Annotated in this window: 15 protein-coding genes; 7 read left to right on the top strand and 8 right to left on the bottom strand. The window is 74.8% G+C overall.

Annotated features, from left to right (window positions below; translation table 11 throughout):
* Positions 1-30: 30 nt before the first annotated feature.
* Complete coding sequence (locus GY42_RS15145) at positions 31-474, bottom strand: DoxX family protein (RefSeq protein ID WP_046529959.1); 444 nt, start codon at positions 472-474, stop codon at positions 31-33.
* Positions 475-572: 98 nt separating this feature from the next.
* Here GY42_RS15145 and GY42_RS15140 point away from each other — a divergent pair, with 98 nt between their 5' ends.
* A complete protein-coding gene (locus GY42_RS15140) occupies positions 573-1124 on the top strand; it encodes a TetR/AcrR family transcriptional regulator (protein ID WP_046529958.1) in 552 nt (183 codons plus the stop codon).
* Positions 1125-1195: 71 nt separating this feature from the next.
* On the opposite strand, the gene GY42_RS15135 is transcribed toward GY42_RS15140, so the two are convergent.
* Positions 1196-1618 carry an NUDIX hydrolase gene (locus GY42_RS15135; RefSeq protein ID WP_046529957.1) on the bottom strand — a complete coding sequence of 141 codons (423 nt, stop codon included), beginning with the start codon at positions 1616-1618 and terminating at the stop codon, positions 1196-1198.
* 121 nt (positions 1619-1739) lie between these two features.
* Here GY42_RS15135 and GY42_RS15130 point away from each other — a divergent pair, with 121 nt between their 5' ends.
* From GY42_RS15130 to GY42_RS15120, 3 genes are read left to right on the top strand one after another with little or no spacing between them, the layout of a single operon-like run.
* Positions 1740-2771: an acyl-CoA dehydrogenase gene (locus GY42_RS15130; protein WP_046529956.1), complete on the top strand. Its 1032-nt coding sequence runs from the start codon at positions 1740-1742 to the stop codon at positions 2769-2771.
* The gene (locus GY42_RS15125; RefSeq protein WP_052748426.1) at positions 2765-4198 is read left to right on the top strand and encodes a PIG-L family deacetylase; all 1434 of its coding nucleotides are present in this window, start codon (positions 2765-2767) and stop codon (positions 4196-4198) included. The genes GY42_RS15130 and GY42_RS15125 overlap by 7 nt, the downstream gene beginning before the upstream one ends.
* Positions 4195-4959 (top strand): glycosyltransferase, encoded by a 765-nt coding sequence (locus GY42_RS15120; RefSeq protein WP_236686813.1) that lies wholly within the window; start codon positions 4195-4197, stop codon positions 4957-4959. The genes GY42_RS15125 and GY42_RS15120 overlap by 4 nt, the downstream gene beginning before the upstream one ends.
* Positions 4960-5412: 453 nt before the next feature.
* Here the strand turns inward: GY42_RS15120 and GY42_RS15115 are convergent, their stop codons facing one another.
* Complete coding sequence (locus tag GY42_RS15115) at positions 5413-5682, bottom strand: hypothetical protein (protein ID WP_143320413.1); 270 nt, start codon at positions 5680-5682, stop codon at positions 5413-5415.
* A gap of 267 nt (positions 5683-5949) precedes the next feature.
* Positions 5950-6555 (bottom strand): dihydrofolate reductase family protein, encoded by a 606-nt coding sequence (locus GY42_RS15110; protein WP_046529954.1) that lies wholly within the window; start codon positions 6553-6555, stop codon positions 5950-5952.
* 397 nt (positions 6556-6952) lie between these two features.
* On the opposite strand from GY42_RS15110, the gene nrdD reads away from it, so the two are divergent.
* Together nrdD and nrdG are read left to right on the top strand one after the other, a co-directional pair.
* Positions 6953-9238 carry an anaerobic ribonucleoside-triphosphate reductase gene (gene nrdD, locus GY42_RS15105; RefSeq protein ID WP_236686812.1) on the top strand — a complete coding sequence of 762 codons (2286 nt, stop codon included), beginning with the start codon at positions 6953-6955 and terminating at the stop codon, positions 9236-9238.
* A gap of 8 nt (positions 9239-9246) precedes the next feature.
* Positions 9247-9852, top strand: a complete 606-nt coding sequence (gene nrdG / locus GY42_RS15100) for an anaerobic ribonucleoside-triphosphate reductase activating protein (RefSeq protein ID WP_046529953.1) — start codon at positions 9247-9249, stop codon at positions 9850-9852.
* On the opposite strand, the gene GY42_RS15095 is transcribed toward nrdG, so the two are convergent.
* Positions 9836-10057, bottom strand: a complete 222-nt coding sequence (locus tag GY42_RS15095; protein WP_046529952.1) for an SCO4848 family membrane protein — start codon at positions 10055-10057, stop codon at positions 9836-9838. The genes nrdG and GY42_RS15095 overlap by 17 nt on opposite strands.
* 82 nt (positions 10058-10139) lie before the next feature.
* Between GY42_RS15095 and GY42_RS15090 the strand changes: the two genes are divergently transcribed.
* Complete coding sequence (locus tag GY42_RS15090; RefSeq protein ID WP_046529951.1) at positions 10140-11135, top strand: pirin family protein; 996 nt, start codon at positions 10140-10142, stop codon at positions 11133-11135.
* A gap of 117 nt (positions 11136-11252) precedes the next feature.
* On the opposite strand, the gene GY42_RS18375 is transcribed toward GY42_RS15090, so the two are convergent.
* The 3 genes from GY42_RS18375 to GY42_RS15075 form a co-directional block, all read right to left on the bottom strand.
* The gene (locus GY42_RS18375) at positions 11253-15605 is read right to left on the bottom strand and encodes an Ig-like domain-containing protein (protein WP_152667347.1); all 4353 of its coding nucleotides are present in this window, start codon (positions 15603-15605) and stop codon (positions 11253-11255) included.
* Positions 15606-15831: 226 nt separating this feature from the next.
* The gene (locus GY42_RS15080) at positions 15832-16767 is read right to left on the bottom strand and encodes a carbohydrate ABC transporter permease (RefSeq protein WP_370297504.1); all 936 of its coding nucleotides are present in this window, start codon (positions 16765-16767) and stop codon (positions 15832-15834) included.
* Positions 16761-17789: an ABC transporter permease gene (locus tag GY42_RS15075; protein ID WP_082131587.1), complete on the bottom strand. Its 1029-nt coding sequence runs from the start codon at positions 17787-17789 to the stop codon at positions 16761-16763. Before GY42_RS15075 ends, GY42_RS15080 begins: the two co-directional genes overlap by 7 nt.
* Between the last annotated feature and the right edge of the window lie 26 nt (positions 17790-17815).

Below are 17815 nucleotides of genomic sequence, written 5' to 3'. Positions count from 1 at the left end.
GCCGCCAGCCCTCGACCCCGCCCGGGGGCGTCAGGCGCCGAGCGCGACCCCGACGGCCGCGGCGAGGTAGACGAGCTGCAGCGCGGTCCGGCGGCCCAGGGGCGTGTGCGGCGCGTCGGGGGCGCGCCGCGCGGCGGCCGCGTGGACGTTCGCCGGGTAGAGCGCGACGAGCAGGACCGCGAGGCACACGGCGGCGAGGGGCCGCGACGCGGGCACGAGCAGCCCCACGGCACCGGCGAGCTCCAGCGCCCCGGTGATCGTCACGGCGAGGGCGGCACGCGGTACCGCGGGGGGCACGATCGCGACGAGGCCGGCCCGGCGTCGCGGCGTGAAGTGCGCGACGCCCGTGAGCACGAACATGGCCGCGAGCCCGGCCGCGAGCGCGGCGGGCCAGTCCGCGAGGGGTGTGGCACCCGCGGCACCGGCGGTACGCGCGAGCAGCGTCACGACGACGAGCACGACGAACGGCGCCACGGGTCTTCCCTCGCGTCCACGACCGAATCTTGTCGATGACCAGATGGACCGTAGCACCCGAACTTGGCAGCGCCTAGATGCAGCCCTAGGGTGACGGCATGAGCGACGGGTACCACCACGGCGACCTGCGTCGCACGCTGCAGACCACCGCCGCCGCCGTCATCACCGAGTCCGGCCCCGCGTCGCTGTCGCTGCGCGACCTCGCCCGCCGCGCGGGCGTCTCGCACGCCGCCCCCGCGCACCACTTCCGTGACCGCCGTGGCCTGCTCACCGCGCTCGCGGCCGAGGGCCAGCGGCTGCTCGCCGACGCGCTCGCGGCAGCCGCACCCGCCGGGTTCGACGAGGTCGCCGTCGCCTACGTGCGGTTCGCCCGCACCCACCCCGGCCACTACGCGGTCATGCACCGCCCCGACCTCGTCGCCCCGGACGCCCCCGAGCTCGTCGCGGCCCGGGCGGCGGCGTCCGAGCAGCTCGCCGCCGGCGTGGCGTCGCTGCCCCCGGGGGCCCACCGCGGCCTCTCGGAGGACGACGCCCGCCGTGCCGCGTGGGCGCTCGTGCACGGCATCGCGACGCTCGCCGCCGAGGACTCGACCCCGGAGGCCGACCTCGAGGCGTTCACGCGACGCGCGGCCCGGCAGCTCTTCGGCTGACCGACCCCCCACCGGTCCCGGCGCGCGCCGCGGCCTCGCGACCCGCGGCGCACCGCGCCACCGCCGCCCGCTCAGCCCGGCAGCAGACCCGCGAGCCGGCGCGCGACGTCGACGAGCCCGACGCGGTCCAGCGCGTCGACGTCGGCGAGGGGCACCCACGCGGCCTCGTCGGTGGACCCGTCGACCTCGTGCGCGAGCGCACCGCCCACGACGTGCGCGCGGTACAGGATGCGGAGCGCGTGCAGGTCGGGCCCCGGCTCGATGCGGTCGGCGCCGGGCACGACGAGCGAGTCGATCCCCAGCAGCTCGTCGACCACGACGTCGTACCCGGTCTCCTCGCGGACCTCGCGCACGACCGTCTGCTCGGGGTGCTCGCCGCCCTCGATGCCGCCACCGGGCATCGACCAGCCGGTGCGCCCGCCCTCCGACCAGTGCGCGAGCAGCAGGCGCGCGTCCCGCACGACGACGGCGTACGCGGCGACCCGGGTGTCCACGGACGTGCACGCTACCCCCGCGCCACCGGCCGCGCCGGGCCGCGGACACGTCCCACGTCTCCGGTCGCCGCGCGCGGCGCGCGCGGCGATGATCGGACCGTCGTCCCGCTGAAGGAGGCCCGTGACCAGCACCGCCCCGGTCCGTGTCGGCACCGCCGACCCGTGGCTGCCGGACCCGCTGCCCGCCGACGTCGACGCCGCGCTCGCCGCCGTCCGCACCTGGCCGGACCACCTGCGGCCCGGCGCGGGCGCGACGGCCGCGCTGTGGTCGACGCTCGCGACCCTCGCGGCGCACGACCTCGCCGTGGCGCGCGCGGTCGAGCCGCACCTCGACGCGCTCGCGATCCTCGAGCAGGCGTGGTCGCCCGCGGGCGACGAGCGCACGTGGGGCGTGTTCGCCGCCGAGGGCCCGGGCGTGCGCCTCGACGCGACGCGGCACCCCGACGGCCCGGCGGAGGACGACGGCGAGCACGCGTGGCGGCTCACCGGCACCAAGCCGTGGTGCTCGCTGGCCGACCGCCTGGACGCCGCGCTCGTGACGGCGCACCTGCCCGACGGCACGCGCCGCCTCTTCGCGGTCGACCTCGCCGACGCGGGCGTGACGCTCGTCGACCAGCCGTGGGCGGCGCGCGGGCTCAGCGAGATCCCGTCGACGCCCGTCGCGTTCGACGACGTGCCCGCCACGGCCGTGGGCGCACCGGGCTGGTACCTCGAGCGGCCGGGGTTCTGGTGGGGAGGCATCGGGGTCGCGGCATGCTGGTACGGCGGTGCGGTCGCGCTGGGTCGCACGCTGTGGCGGCACGCGACGACGACCGACGACCGGCTCGTCGCGATGCACCTCGGCGCGGTCGACGTCGCGCTCGCCGACGCGCGCCGCGCGCTCGCCGAGGCCGCGCGCGTCGTCGACGGCACGCTGGACCTCGGGCTCCCGGGCACGCTCCTGGCCAAGCGCGTGCGCGCGACGGTGGCCCGCACGTGCGAGGACGTGCTGACGCGCGTCGGGCACGCGCTCGGGCCCGCACCGCTCGCGCTCGACGCCGAGCACGCCAAGCGCGTCGCCGACCTGCAGGTGTACGTGCGTCAGCAGCACGCCGAGCGTGACGACGCGTCGCTCGGGACCACCGTGGCCGCCCGCGAGCGCGCGCCGTGGTGACCTTCGACGGCCGCGCCCCGGGCACGCCGCCGCACGTGTGGGACGAGCGCCTCGCGGCCCTGCCGACGTGGCCGCTGCCGCGCACGGGACGCACGGTCGTCGTGGCGGCGCACCCCGACGACGAGACGCTCACGGCGGGCGGGCTGCTCGCCGAGCTCGCGGCCGTCGGCCGGCCCGCCGAGGTCGTCGTGGTCTCGGACGGCGCGGGCTCGCACCCGGGGTCGCCGACGCTCGGGCCCGCCGACCTCGTGCGACGCCGCGTCGACGAGGTGCGCCGCGCGGTCGAGGTCCTGTCGCCCGCGTCGTCGGTCACGCTGCTGGGCCACCCGGACGGGGCGCTGCGCGAGGCGCGCGACGAGGTCGCGGCCGACCTGCGCCGCGTGCTGTCCGCCGGGCCGCGCGTCGCCACCCTCGTCACGACGTGGCGCGGCGACGGCCACCGCGACCACCGCGTGGTCGCCGAGGTGTGCGCCGAGCTCGCCGCGGACCTGGGCTGCACGCTCGCCGAGGCGCCGCTGTGGCTGTGGCACTGGGCGACGCCCGACGACCCGGCCGTGCCGTGGGACGCGCTGCGCGGGCTGCCGCTGTCCGACCACGCGGTGGTGCTCAAGCAGCGCGCGGTCGCGGCGCACGAGACGCAGGTCGAGCCGCTGTCCGACCACCCCGCCGACGCGCCCGTGCTGCACCCGCGGTTCGTGCGCGGCCTGACGCGGGACGTCGAGCCGTTCGTCGTGCACGCGCCCGCCCGGTCGGCCGCACCCGACGACGCGCCCGGGGCCGACGCGGGCGCGGGCGCGGGCGCGACGACCCTGCCCGCGTCGTACTTCGACGCGACGTACGCGCGGCACGACGACCCGTGGGGCTTCACGGACCGCTGGTACGAGACCCGCAAGCGCGCGCTGACGCTCGCGGCGCTGCCCGACGAGCGGTACGCGCGCGTGCTGGAGGTGGGCTGCTCGATCGGCGTCCTCACGGCCGAGCTCGCGCGGCGCGCCGACGCCCTGACCGCCACCGACGTGGCCGACGCCGCGCTCGACCGGGCCCGTGCGCGCCTCGGGGACGACGCACCGCACGTGCGGCTCGTCCGCGGTGCGCTCGGCGGCGCCGGGGACGACGCGCTGCCGGGCGGCCCGTTCGACCTCGTCGTGCTGTCCGAGGTCGGCTACTACCTGTCGGCGCCCGACCTGGCGGCCGCGCTGCCGGACCTGCTCACACGGCTCGCGCGCGGCGGCACCCTGCTCGCGTGCCACTGGCGGCACCCCGTCGAGGACTACCCGCTGCCGGGCGACGCCGTGCACCGGGCGCTCGCGCGCGCGGCCGGCGCCGCGGGGCTCACGCGGCTCGTCGAGCACCACGAGGCCGACCTGCTGCTGGACGTGTGGAGCCGCGACCCGCGGTCGGTCGCCGAGCGGACGGGGCTGCGGTGAGGGCCGAGCTCGGCGTCGCGGCCGCCGCGGGCGAGAGCGTGGTGGCGCGCCGCACGACCGTGCCGGCACCGGTCGCGCACGTGGCCGTCGTCGTGCCGGTCCGCGACGAGGAGCTGCTGCTCGCGCGCTGCCTGGCCTCGGTGCGCACCGCGCGGCGCGCGCTGCTGGAGCGCGGCGGGTGCACGGTCGACGTGGTCGTCGTGCTCGACGCGTGCCGGGACGCGAGCGCCGACGTCGTCGCGCGGTTCGGCAGCGTGCGGGTGCTGGAGACCGCGGCCGGCGACGTGGGTGCGGCGCGCGCCGCCGGGGTCCGTTCGGCGCTCGCGGTCCGGCCCGTGGCGGCCGAGCGCACGTGGCTGACGTGCACCGACGCGGACTCCGCCGTCGAGCCGGACTGGCTGCTCGAGCACGTGCGGCTCGCGGACGCGGGCGCCGACGTGGTCGTCGGGACCGTCCACCCGGACCCCGCCGACCTCACGGCGTCCCAGTGGGACACCTGGCGCGCGACCCACGAGCCCGGGCGCCCCAACGGGCACGTGCACGGCGCGAACCTGGGCGTGCGCGCGTCGGCGTACCTCGCGGCGGGCGGGTTCGCCCCGGCGCCCGAGCACGAGGACGTCGACCTCGTGGCGCGCCTGCGGGCCACCGGCGCGCGGGTCGTCGCGTCCGACGCGGTGGACGTGCTGACGTCGGGCCGCGCGGTGGGCCGCACCCCGGGCGGCTACGCGGGCCACCTCCGCACGACCCTGCTGCGCACCTGACCGGGCGTCCCACGCCCACCGGGACCGACCCGCCAGAGCCGACCCGCGGGAGCCGACCCACCGAAGCCGACCCACCGGACGCACCGCCCCGCGACGCCGGTCCCTCACCCCCCTCCCCACGCCCCGGCCCCTCGCCGAGCGCGGTACCCGTGCGACGAGCGCGGTACTGGCGTGCCGAGCGCGGCACGAACACGTACCGCGCTCGCACCGGGAGTACCGCGCTCGGCACACCAGGTGCATCGCTCACCGGCGCGCGGCAGGCCGCGCCGCGGGTGCGTCGGCGGGCGTCCGCCCCCGGCGGGCGACGGTCGACCGGGACAGGGCGCTCGCCGGGGACGGCCGGAGCGGCTCGGTGCCGACCAGGTCGGGTCGGGTCGGGTCGCCATCACGTCCGGCCCGAGCACGCACGGCCGAACGGCGTCCGGGCCGGACCGCGCAGGGAGCGGACCGGCGTCAGTCGGCGCGGACGACGCGCAGGCGCCAGCCGACGGCCGCCGCGACGGCCGCGACGACGAGGCAGACGAGCCCGGTGACGAGCGCCGTGTGCGCCGCGTGGAGGATGTCGTAGCCGTACGCCGTGCCGGCGTGCCACGTCGAGATGTACCACCGGTTGCCCCAGGCGATGAGGTTGCCGCCCGCGAGGAGCACCGCCACGACGGCGGCGAACCGCGCGAACCGTCGTCCCCGCCCTGCTACCCGTGCCACCGCCGCCACGTCGCTCATGCGCCCGACCCTAGCCGCGTCGGTCTACGCCCGGGCCGGTTCGCGCCGCACGTCTCCGCCGAGCGCAGCACTCGCACCCTCCCCGATCCTCCCCACCGAGCGCGGTACTCGTGCACCGAGCGCGGTACCAACGTGTGCAGCGCTCGCGTGGCGTGTGCAGCGCTCGCGTGGCGTGTGCAGCGCTCGCGTGGCGTGCACCGGCTCGCGTGGCGCGCACCGCGCGGCACCGGCGGTCGCGTTCGCGTTCCGTGGTCGCGGGATGCGGCGTCAGGACGCGGGCAGGTGCTCCTTGGCGTCGTCGTACCCGGCGGTGCCGGGCAGCTCGGAGGGCGCGTAGACGAGCCGCAGCACGCCCGTGGGGTAGGCCTCCGAGGCGACGAGGCGCAGCGGGCGCACCGGTCCGTCGTCCCAGAGCCGCTCGCCGCTGCCGGCCGCGACGGGGTGCACGTAGAGCCGCAGCTCGTCGAGCAGGCCGGCGTCGAGCAGCTGCCGGACCACCGAGAGCGACCCGGCGACGAGCACCTTCCCGAGGGTCGGGTCGTCGCGCAGCGCGCGCACCGCGGCGACCGCGTCGGAGGTCCGCTCGGCGTTCCGCCAGCCGAGGTCGGCCTCCCCGCGGGTCGCGACGAGCTTGCGGACGTCCCCCAGCTGCGCGGCGAACCCGGCGTCCTCGCCGCCCGCGGTCTCGCGCTCGGGCCACGCGCCGGCGAACGAGTCGTACGTGACGCGGCCGAGCACGAGCACGTCGACGTCCTCGTAGTCGCCGCCGACGCCCGCGCCCATGCGGTCGTCGAAGTACGGGAAGTGCCAGGCGGGGTCGACCTCGGCGACGCCGTCGAGCGCGATGAACAGGGTCGAGACGATGGTGGCCACGCGGTGCTCCCTCAGGGGTCGGTGCGCCCCGCGGGCGGGGCGCCTGCCCGTGCCGACCGGGCCCGGCACCAGGAATCATCGCGACGGTCGCGCCGGTGTGCACGACACGCCGTGGCGTCGAGGTCGCGCGGGCCTCGCGATCAGGTGCGTCGGGCGGTCCCGGGACCTTCGACCCACCCACCCGCACCCCCCACAAATAGTGTGACGGCCGTGTAGTTCACACAACATGTTGTGTCTGACCGTGGAAAACCCACGGACGCCGCCGTCCCGTGGGACGACGCGGCGCGGACCCCGGCGCGAGCCGTGCGGGCCCGGGCACGCACCGCAGACACCGAGCAGAGACCAGCCGGTGCCGCCCGTCACGGCGGCGCCGGCGCAGCCGTGGGAGGGGCAGTCCGTGAGCATCGTGGAGCTGGAGCCGCAGACGCGTGACGACGAGACCGACGGGGCCGTCGGGACGGGCGTGACCGCCGAGGCCGGCGGGACCACCGGGACCCGCGTCCTGCAGGTCGAGAAGCGCGACGGCCGCCTGCTGCGGTTCGACGACGCACGCATCCGCGCGGCGCTCACCAAGGCGTACGCGGCCGTGCACGGCGAGCCGAACGTCGTGCACCGGCACGCGGTCGCGGCACTCGTCGAGCGGGTCGACGCCGAGCTCGCGGCGCGCTTCACCTCGACGGTGAAGATCTACGAGATCCAGTCGGTCGTCGAGCACGTGCTGCTCGAGTCGCACGAGTACGACGTGGCCCGTGCGTACATCGACTACCGCGTCGAGCGCGACCTGGCGCGCAGCCGGTCCACCGACCTCAACCACTCGATCGTGCGGCTCATCGACAAGGACCAGACGGTCGTCAACGAGAACGCCAACAAGGACTCCGAGGTCTTCAACACGCAGCGCGACCTCACGGCCGGCACGGTCGGCAAGGCCATCGGCCTGCGGATGCTCCCCGCCCACGTCGCGAACGCCCACCAGAAGGGCGACATCCACTACCACGACCTCGACTACCACCCGTACGCGCCGATGACGAACTGCTGCCTCATCGACTTCCGCACGATGCTCGCGGACGGGTTCCGCATCGGCAACGCGCAGGTCGAGCCGCCGCGGTCCATCCAGACGGCGACCGCGCAGATCTCGCAGATCATCGCGAACGTGTCGTCGTCGCAGTACGGCGGCTGCTCGGTCAACCGGATCGACGAGCTGCTCGCGCCGTACGCGCAGCGCAACCTCGACAAGCACCTCGCGGACGCCGCGCGGTGGATCCCGGACGCGTCGCTGCACGAGGAGTACGCGCGGGAGCGCACCACCAAGGACATCTACGACGCGATGCAGAGCCTCGAGTACGAGATCAACACGCTGTTCACGTCCAACGGGCAGACGCCGTTCACGTCGGTCGGGTTCGGGCTGGGCACGAGCTGGCTCGAGCGCGAGATCCAGCGCGCGATCTTCCAGATCCGCATCCGCGGCCTGGGCCGCGAGGGCCGCACCGCGATCTTCCCCAAGCTGATCTTCACGCTGCGCCGCGGCGTGAACCTCGAGCCGTCCGACCCGAACTACGACCTCAAGCAGCTCGCGGTCGAGTGCTCGACGAAGCGCATGTACCCGGACGTGCTGAGCTACGACAAGATCGTCGAGCTCACGGGCTCGTTCAAGGTGCCGATGGGCTGCCGCTCGTTCCTGCAGGGCTGGCAGGACGCCGAGGGGAACGACGTCGTCGAGGGCCGCATGAACCTGGGCGTCGTGACGCTCAACCTGCCGCGCATCGCCCTGGAGGCGCGCGGCGACCTGGCGCGGTTCTGGTCGCTGCTCGACGAGCGTCTCGACATCGCGCGCGACGCCCTGATGTACCGCGTGGAGCGCTGCAAGGAGGCGACGCCCGGCAACGCGCCGATCCTGTACGTGCACGGCGCGTTCGGGCAGCGCCTGAACCCGGGCGACGACGTGGACGTGCTGTTCCGCGACGGCCGCGCGACGGTGTCGCTCGGGTACATCGGCCTGTACGAGGTGGCCGCCGCCTTCTACGGCGGTGCGTGGGAGCAGGACCCGGAGGCCAAGCGGCTGACGCTCGACGTGCTGCGGACGCTGGCCGAGCGGGCCCGGGAGTGGAAGGCCGCGACCGGCTACCACTTCAGCGTGTACTCGACGCCGAGCGAGAGCCTGACCGACCGGTTCTGCCGCCTGGACAAGGAGAAGTTCGGCGCGGTGCCGGACATCACCGACAAGGACTACTACACCAACAGCTTCCACTACGACGTCCGCAAGGCGCCGACGCCGTTCGAGAAGCTGGACTTCGAGATGGACTACCCGCAGTACGCGTCGGGCGGGTTCATCCACTACTGCGAGTACCCGGTGCTGCAGCAGAACCCCGCCGCGCTCGAGGCCGTGTGGGACTACGCGTACGACCGCGTGGGCTACCTGGGCACGAACACGCCGATCGACCGCTGCCACGAGTGCGGGTTCTGCGGCGACTTCACGCCGACGGCCCGCGGGTTCGCGTGCCCGGGCTGCGGCAACACCGACCCGCGCACGTGCGACGTCGTCAAGCGGACGTGCGGCTACCTGGGCAACCCGCAGCAGCGGCCGATGGTGCACGGGCGGCACGTCGAGATCTCGTCGCGCGTCAAGCACCTGCCGGGCGCGACGTCCCTCGACGCGGCCGACGCGCCGCCGACGTCCCGGGGCTGAGGCGCGCCGTGGCGCGCGACCCGGGCCCGGGCTGGGTGTCGGACAAGGTCAGCCACGGGTACGTCGCGGACTACAAGCCGTTCGTCATGGTGGACGGCGAGGGCGTGCGGTGCAGCCTGTACGTGTCGGGCTGCCTGTTCGCGTGCGAGGGCTGCTTCAACGAGGCGGCGTGGAGCTTCCGCTACGGCCGCCCGTACGACGCCGCGCTCGAGGACCGCGTGCTCGCGGACCTCGCGCACCCGGCCGTGCAGGGGCTGTCGCTGCTGGGCGGCGAGCCGTTCCTCAACACGGAGGTGTGCCTGCGGCTCGTGCGGCGGCTGCGCGCCGAGCTCGGGGCCACGCGCGACGTGTGGGCGTGGACGGGGTACACGTTCGAGGAGCTCGCGGCCGGGCACGACGACCAGCGCGCGCTGCTCGCGGAGGTCGACGTGCTGGTCGACGGCCGGTTCGAGCTCGCGCAGCGGGACCTGACGCTCGCGTTCCGCGGCAGCCGCAACCAGCGCGTGCTGGACGTGCGGGCGTCGCTCGCGGCGGGCGGCGCGACGTGGCACGCGGCGGGGCTGCGGGTGCCGCCGAGCGTCGCCGGAGCAGCGGCGGTCAGCCCACGAGCGTGAGCACGCCGGCCGTCGCGACCGCGAGGCCCAGCGCGAGCGACACGACGACGAGCACGACGTGCACGGTGAGGAACCGGGTCGCGCGCCCGGCGGCGTCGCGCGCCCGCGGGTCCTTCGCGACGCGGCGCAGGAACGCCGGCCACACGACGAGGTTCCAGAGCCCGGCGACGACGAGCAGGACGGACCAGGCGACGGGGAGCTCCACGTGCCGATGCTGGCACACCCGCCGGCGCCGGGTCGGTGCCGACCGTCGTCGACCGACGCCGGCAGCCCCGTAGCCTGACCGCGTGACGAACCTCGAGGCCCGACCGACCGAGCAGGTGTGCGTCGCGGGCCCGGCCGCCGACGTCGAGCTCGTCGAGCCGCGCGACGTGCCGCTGGGCGGCCCGCGCGCGATGACGGTGCGCCGCACGCTGCCGTCGCGTGCGCGCTCGCTGATCGGGCCGTTCTGCTTCGCGGACCACTACGGCCCCGACGACGTCGCGGCGACCGGCGGCATGGACGTGCCGCCGCACCCGCACACCGGGCTGCAGACCGTGACGTGGCTGTTCGAGGGCGCGGTGCTGCACCGCGACGCGCTGGGCTCGGAGCAGACCATCACGCCCGGGCAGCTCAACCTCATGACCGCGGGGCGCGGCATCTGCCACTCCGAAGAGTCGACGCCCGCGACGTTCCCCGACCGCCCGGTGCTGCACGGCGTGCAGCTGTGGACGGCGCTGCCGGAGTCGGCGCGGCACGGCGACCGCGCGTTCGAGCACGTCGCCGACGTGCCGCGGCTGACCGTCGACGGTGCGGTGCTGCAGGTGTTCCTGGGGCGTCTGGGCGACGTCGAGTCCCCGGCGCGCGCCTTCTCGCCGCTCGTCGCCGCGCAGGTCGACGTGCCCGCCGGGACGCGCGTGCGGCTCCCCGTCGACCCGTCCTTCGAGCACGGCGTGCTGGTCGACTCCGGTGATCTGCGGTTCGAGGGCCACGACGTCGACCCGGCGTGGCTCGCGTACGCGCCGCCCGGGCGCGACGTGCTGGTGCTGGAGGCCGGCGACCGGCCCGTGCGCGCGGTGCTGCTGGGCGGCACGACGTTCGAGGAGCCCGTGCTCATGTGGTGGAACTTCGTGGGCCGCACGCACGACGAGGTCGTCGAGGCGCGCGCGCAGTGGCAGGCCGCGATCGCCGGGGACGCCGCCGGCCTGGGCCGGTACGGCGAGGTGCACGGCTACGACGGCCCCGCGCTGCCCGCACCCGAGCTGCCGAACGTCCGGCTGCGCCCCCGCGACCGCGCGCGCTGAGCCGCGCACCCGGCCCGCAGCGCGCCGCACCGCCGCAGGGACGCGCAGGGCCCACCCGGTCCGTGCGCGCTGCGACGGCGTCGCGGCGGCACGGCCCGGGTGGGCCCGTGAGGTGCGTCAGCCCGCGTGCGTCCAGCGACGGCGCGCGACGACCAGCCCCGCGCCGACCAGCAGCACCAGGACCGCCGCCGCGCCGACACCGGCGACCTGCGCACCCGTGACCGCGAGCGCGTCACCGGCCGGGGCCGGCACCGCCTCGACCGCGACGGGCGTCGTCCCGCCCGCGGCGGCCGCGACGACCTGGACCGTCACGGTCGAGACCGTGCGCGCGCCCTGCGGGTCCGCGACCGTGAACGTGATCGTCACGCTGCCGACGAACCCGGGCTCGGGCGTGTAGACGAGCCTGCCGTCGACGACCGTCACCGTGCCCGCGGCGGGCTGCTCGACGTCGACGACCGTCAGCTCACCGCCCTCGGGGTCGCTCGCGCCCGCGAGCACGTCGATCGCTGACGGGCCGGCGTTGCCGACCGTGACCGTGGTCGCCGGGACGACGGGTGCGCCGTTGCCGACCGTGACCGTGACGGTCCCGCGGGTCGTGTCGGTGCCGTCGGACACCGCGAACTCGAACGTCACGTCGCCCGACCAGCCGGTCGGCGGCGTGTACGTCACGACGCCGTCGACCAGCGTGACCGTGCCGCGCGGCGTGCCGTCGGCGTCGACCGCCGTGCCCACCTCGGTGACGGTGAGCGCGTCGTCGTTGGCGTCGGTGACGCCGTCGAGCACGTCGACGACCACGGGCGTGCCGTACGGCGTCGCGTCGGGCCCGCGCGGGGGCACGACCGGCGCGGCGTTCGCGACCGTGACGACGAGGACGCCGTCCGCGGTGCCGCCCGCGCCGTCGGACACCGTGTACGTCACGGTGACGTCGCCCTTGAACCCGGGTGCGCCCGTGACGACGACGCCGCGTGCGTCGTCGGTGAGCACGACCTGCGCGTCCGCGTCGGCGGCGGCCCCGGTGACGACCAGCTGCTGGTCGGTCGCACCGAGGTTCGCGTCCGTCGTGCGCGCCACGAGGTCGACCGTCGCGGGCACGCCCGCCGGGGTCGTCACGCGTGCGGCGTGCGTGACCGGTGCGGCGTTGCGGACCGTCACCGTGACCGACGCGGTGCCGGCCGCGAGGCCGTCGGTCGCGTCGTAGGAGAACGTCACGACGCCCGCCCAGCCGGCCGGCGGCGTGTACCGGACCTGACCGTCGACGACCTCGACGCCGCCGCGGGGCGTGCCCGCCGCGTCGACGGGCACGGTGAGCGACGCGGGCACGACCGTGAGGACGTCGCCGTTCGCGTCGTCGTCGTTGCCGAGCACGTCGACGAGCACGGCCGTGTCCGTGTCCGTCGCGGCGGTGTCGGGCAGCACGCGCGGTGCGGCGTTGGCGACCGTGACGACGAGCGTGCCGTCGACGCTGCCACCCGCGCCGTCGGACACCGTGAACGTGACCGTGACGGTCCCGCGGTAGCCCGTGGCCGGCCGCACGTCGAGCGTGCCGTCGGGGTTCACGGTGACCTGCGCGCCGTGGTCGGCCGTGGCGCCCGTGACGCGCAGCACCTGGTCGGTGGGCCCGACGTTGACGTCGGACGCGTGCTGCAGCACGTCGACGCCCGCGAGCAGGCCGTCGGTCGCGACCGACGCGCCCGACGTCGTGACGGTCGGCGCGACGTTGGGCGTCGTGACGGTGACCGTGCCGGTCGCCGTCAGGCCCATCGGGTCGGTCGCGGTGTACGTGAACGTGTCAGTGCCCGCCCAGCCGGCCGCGGGCGTGTAGCGGACGCCGCCCGCACCCGTCACGACGGCGGACCCGTGCGCGGGCGCGGTGCCGACCGCGAACGTCAGCGCGTCGCCGTCGGGGTCGCTCGCGGCGCCCGCCACGTCGACGACCACGTCCGCGTCGCCCTCGGGGACGTCGACCGTGCGGTCGCCCGCGAGCGGTGCGCCGTTGAACGTGACGGTGACGGTCACGACGTCCGAGCGCCCGGCGGGCGTCTGGTCGTCGGCCACGCGGTACGTCATGGTCGCGGGGCCCGTGGGGTTCGCGGGTGCGACGTACGTCGCGACGCCCGTGGCGGGGTCGACCGTGGCCGTGCCCTGCGTGAACGGCGTGACGACCTCGACGCGCACGGGGTCGCCGTTGGGGTCGGAGTCGTTGGCGAGCAGCGCGATCGGCGTGCTGCTGCCGGGGTTGACCCGTAGCGTCTCGCCCTGCGCGACCGGCGCGCCGTTGCCGACCGTGACGGTCACGCGGCCGGTCGTCGCGGCGCCGCGCGAGTCCTCGACCGTGTAGTCGAACGCGTCCGTGCCGCGGAACCCGGGGGCCGGCGTGTACACCAGCCGCTGCTGGTCGTCGACGGTCACGGTGCCGTGCGGCGTGGTCGTGGGCACCGAGCGGTAGGCGATCGCGTCGCCGTTGGGGTCCGAGTCGTTCGCGAGCGCGGCGATCGTCACCGGGCCGCCCGTGGAGGTCGCGGTGTCGTCGCCGACGACCGGCGCCTCGTTGACGACGACGACCTGCACGGCCGCGGTGGAGCGCAGACCCCCCGGGTCCTGGATCGTGTACGTGAACACGTCGCGGCCCGCGAAGTCCGGCCGCGGCGTGTATGTCACGGTCCCGGCGGGGTCGATCACGAGCTCACCGCCCGCGGCGTCGGTCACGGCGACGACCTCGATCGGGTCGCCGTCCGGGTCGTGGTCGCCCGCGAGGACGTCGACGGTCACGGAGCGCGCGTCGGGCCGCGGCGTGAACGTGACGACGTGCGGCGTCGCGACCGGCGGGTTCGCCCCCGGTGCCACGGCCTCCGACACGACGTCGGTCACGATGTTCGACGCGGACGACGCCGACGCACGCGTGGTCTTGCCGCGGTACGTCATGGCGGCACCGTTGACGAGCGGGGCACCGCCGGGCGCCCCGTCCTCGACGCGCACGTCGAACGTGACGACGTGCGCCGGCGGGTCGTCCGTCGCGGTGATCGGGACGTCCCCGCCCGCGGCGGCCGTGGCACCCGTACCGAGGTGCACCACGACGTGCCCGCGCGGCTCCTGGGAGAAGTAGCCGACGTCGTCACCGGGCGCGTCCGTGAGGGTCTGCCCGTCGACGGTCAGCGAACCCGGCACGTACGTCGTCCCCGTGGGGATCGCGTCGAAGAACCGGCTGTCGGACGCGACGTCGAGGCCGATGTTGCGCACCGGGACGGTGTAGCGGATGACGTCGCCGCGCTCGAGCGCGCCCCCGTCGAGGTCGACGGCCTCCTTGTGGCCCAGGAGGGTGGGGTCGTACAGCTCGGTGGCGAACGTGACGACGCCGGGGAAGAACTGGTCCTGCGAGGTCGTCAGCGTGAACGTCGCGCTGGTGTCGCTGTTGTTGATCACGGGCTTGCCGACGCTGAAGACGTCCGCATCGAACCCGAGCTGGTTCACGTACGCGGGATCACGGGTCGTCACGTTGGCGCCGTTGCGGCTGATCGAGGAGTTGAACGAGTTGCCGACGGGGTTCGCCGCGTCGCTGAGGTTCGTCCCGTTGAGACGCAGCTGGTCGCCCGTGTACCCGCGGTCGCCCTCGTAGGTGACGACGCCGACCGACGTGCGGATGTCACCGTTGGGCGGCGTGATGAAGCCGCTGACGGTGAAGGTGGGCAGCGGGTCCCCGGTGGCGACCGAGCCGAAGCCGTCGAAGATGGTGAGGTTGCGCGCGGGTGCGGCCGGGTCGGAGATCGCGACGACGAGCGACCACCCGGCGAACTGGTTGCTGCCGCCGTTCGACGACTGCACGTCACCGACGGTGTAGCTCCCGCTGCCCGCCGCCGCGACGAGGTCCGTGACGTCGCGGTACGCCTGGTAGGCGCGGCCCGAGCTGTCCGACGACGCGAGGTCGACGCGGTCGGCCGTGAGGCTCGTGTAGGCCGCGGCGCCGGGCACGCGCAGCGACGCGCGACCGCGGAGCGCGGGGTCGGCGTTCGTCTGCGCCGTGTCCGTCGTGCGCCCGCCCCAGTACAGCCGCGCCCACAGGACGCCGCCGCCCTCGGGGATCGTGATGCTCGCGGAGGAGGAGTTGAACGTCGGGAAGGCCGCGCCGTCCACGTCGACGAACCGCATGCCCGTCACGTCGTTGTTGTTGAGGTTCGAGCCCGTGCCGGCGCGCTGCGCGGCGCACGTGCCCGTGGTGGCGTCGAGCGCCGCGTTGCAGGTCATCAGCGTGTTCGCGGCCAGCAGGATGTCACCATTGGTGTTGGTCGAGAAGACCGCACCGAAGGGGCGGTACTCCGCGGCCGTCGCCGGTGACGCCAGCCCCAGGACGGCGAGCGGCGCCACGAGCGCCGTCACCACCGCCGCCGCGAGCGCGGCCGACCAGCGCCGTCCTCGACGCACCGCGCGCGCACCCGTCCCCCTGCGCGCCCCGCGCGCCTCCTGCGTCCTCGTCACGACCCTCTCCCCGCCTTGGTGGACGGACGCGCGTTCTAGACGCCCGTCCAGCACGCAACGTAGGGAGAGCCGCAAGGGGCCGTTGGTGACGGCGCAGGGCGAATGCGACGCACCGGACCGGGTGAAGAAACAGGTCAGCGCCGCGGCCTGGGTACCAGGACCCAGGCCGCGGCGCTGCGGGTACCCCCGGACGGCGGCACCGTGGGTGCCACCACCCCTGCGGGTGTCAGCCCTTGACGGAGCCGAGCATGACGCCGGACACGAAGTACCGCTGCACGAACGGGTACACGCAGAGGATCGGGATGATCGTGAGGATCATCGTGACCGACTGGATGTTGGCGGCGATCGCCGCGGACGTCGTGCCCGCGACAGCGGCCCCCTCGGACGCCGCGGACGACGCCCCGGCGATGAGGTTGCGCAGGAACAGCGTGACCGGGAACAGCTCCTGCTTGTCGATGTACAGGAACGCCGCGAACCAGTCGTTCCAGATGGCCACCGAGTAGAACAGGATCATGGTCGCGATCACCGCCTTGGACAGCGGGATGACGATGCGGCCGAAGATGCCGAACCACCCGAGGCCGTCGATCTGCGCGGCCTCCTCCATCTCCGCCGGCAGGTTCTCGAAGAACGACTTCATGACCAGCAGGTTGAAGATCGAGATCGCGCCCGGCAGCACGACCGCCCACATCGTGTTCTTCAGCCCGAGGGTCTGGATCAGCACGTAGTTCGGGATCAGGCCGCCGTTGAAGAACATCGTGAACATCGCGACCCAGATGAGGCCCGTGCGCCCGCGCAGGTGCCGCTTCGACAGCACGAAGGCCAGCAGCGTGGTGAGCACCATCGCGATGGTCGTGCCGACGACCGTGTAGACCACGGTGTTGCGGTACGAGCGCCAGAACATCTTGTTCTGCCACACGGCCTCGTACGTGTCGAGGTTGAAGCCGACGGGCCACACGTTGACCAGGCCCGCCTTGACGGCGCCGGGGCTCGAGAACGACTGCGCGATCACCGTGATGAACGGGTACAGCATGAAGGCGCACAGCAGCACGAGGAACGCGCCGTTGACCCACGTGAAGACCCGGTACCCGCGCGAGTCGCGCGGGCCGACGGACGTGCCCCCGGCGGGGCTCGTCGAGGACGTCAGGGCGGACTGCGTCACCACAGGCTTGCTCCCACCACTCGGCGCGACACGAAGTTCGCGGTCAGCACCATCACGAGGCCGATGAGGGCCTGGAACAGGCCGATCGCGGTCGCGTAGCTGAAGTTGTTCGACACCAGGCCGACCCGGTACAGGTAGGTCGAGACGACGTCGGCGGTCGAGTAGGTCAGCGGGTTGTACAGCAGCAGGACCTTCTCGAACCCGACGTTGAGGAACGTACCGATGTTGAGGATGAGCAGCGTGACCATGGTCGGGCGGATGCCCGGCAGCGTCACGTGCCAGGTCTGGCGCCAGCGGTTGGCGCCGTCGATGCGCGCCGCCTCGTAGAGCGACGCGTCGACCGTGGTGAGCGCCGCGAGGTAGAGGATCGTGCCCCAGCCGACGGTCTGCCAGATCTCGGACCCGACGTAGATGGTGCGGAACCACTCGGCCCGCTGCAGGAACGGGATCGCCTCGCCGCCGAACCCTTCGATGACCTGGTTGACGGTGCCCTGCAGCGACAGCAGCTGCATGGTCATGCCGACGACGATCACGACCGACAGGAAGTGCGGCAGGTAGGAGATCGACTGCACCGTGCGCTTGAACGCGCGCTTGCGGACCTCGTTGAGGGACAGCGCGAGCACGATCGGCAGCGGGAAGCAGAACAGCAGCGTGAGGCCGCCGAGGATCGCCGTGTTGGCGAAGACGTTCCAGAAGTTGGGGTCGGACAGGAACATCTCGATGTACCGCAGGCCGACCCACTCGTCACCGATGATGCTGCCGCCGGGACGGAACCGGCGGAACGCGATGACGTTGCCGAACATCGGCGCGTACCGGAACACCAGCAGGAACAGGACGGGGACCAGCGCCATCGCGTACAGCGGCCAGTCGCGCCGCAGCGCCGCGCGCCACGGCACCTTGCCCGCGGCCCTGCCCCGGCGGGGACGGCCGGCCGGGCGGCCCCCTGCGCCGCCGGGCGCGGGCACGCGCCGGTCCCGCGGGTCCTCGGTCACGAGTGCGTCGCCCGTCACTTGAGCTGCGCTCATGTCTCACTCCTTCGTGAGCAGGTGGT

Source organism: Cellulomonas sp. FA1 (assembly GCF_000986825.1).
GTDB classification, from domain to species: Bacteria; Actinomycetota; Actinomycetes; order Actinomycetales; family Cellulomonadaceae; genus Cellulomonas; species Cellulomonas iranensis.
This window is presented reverse-complemented; position numbering and strand designations above follow the sequence as displayed.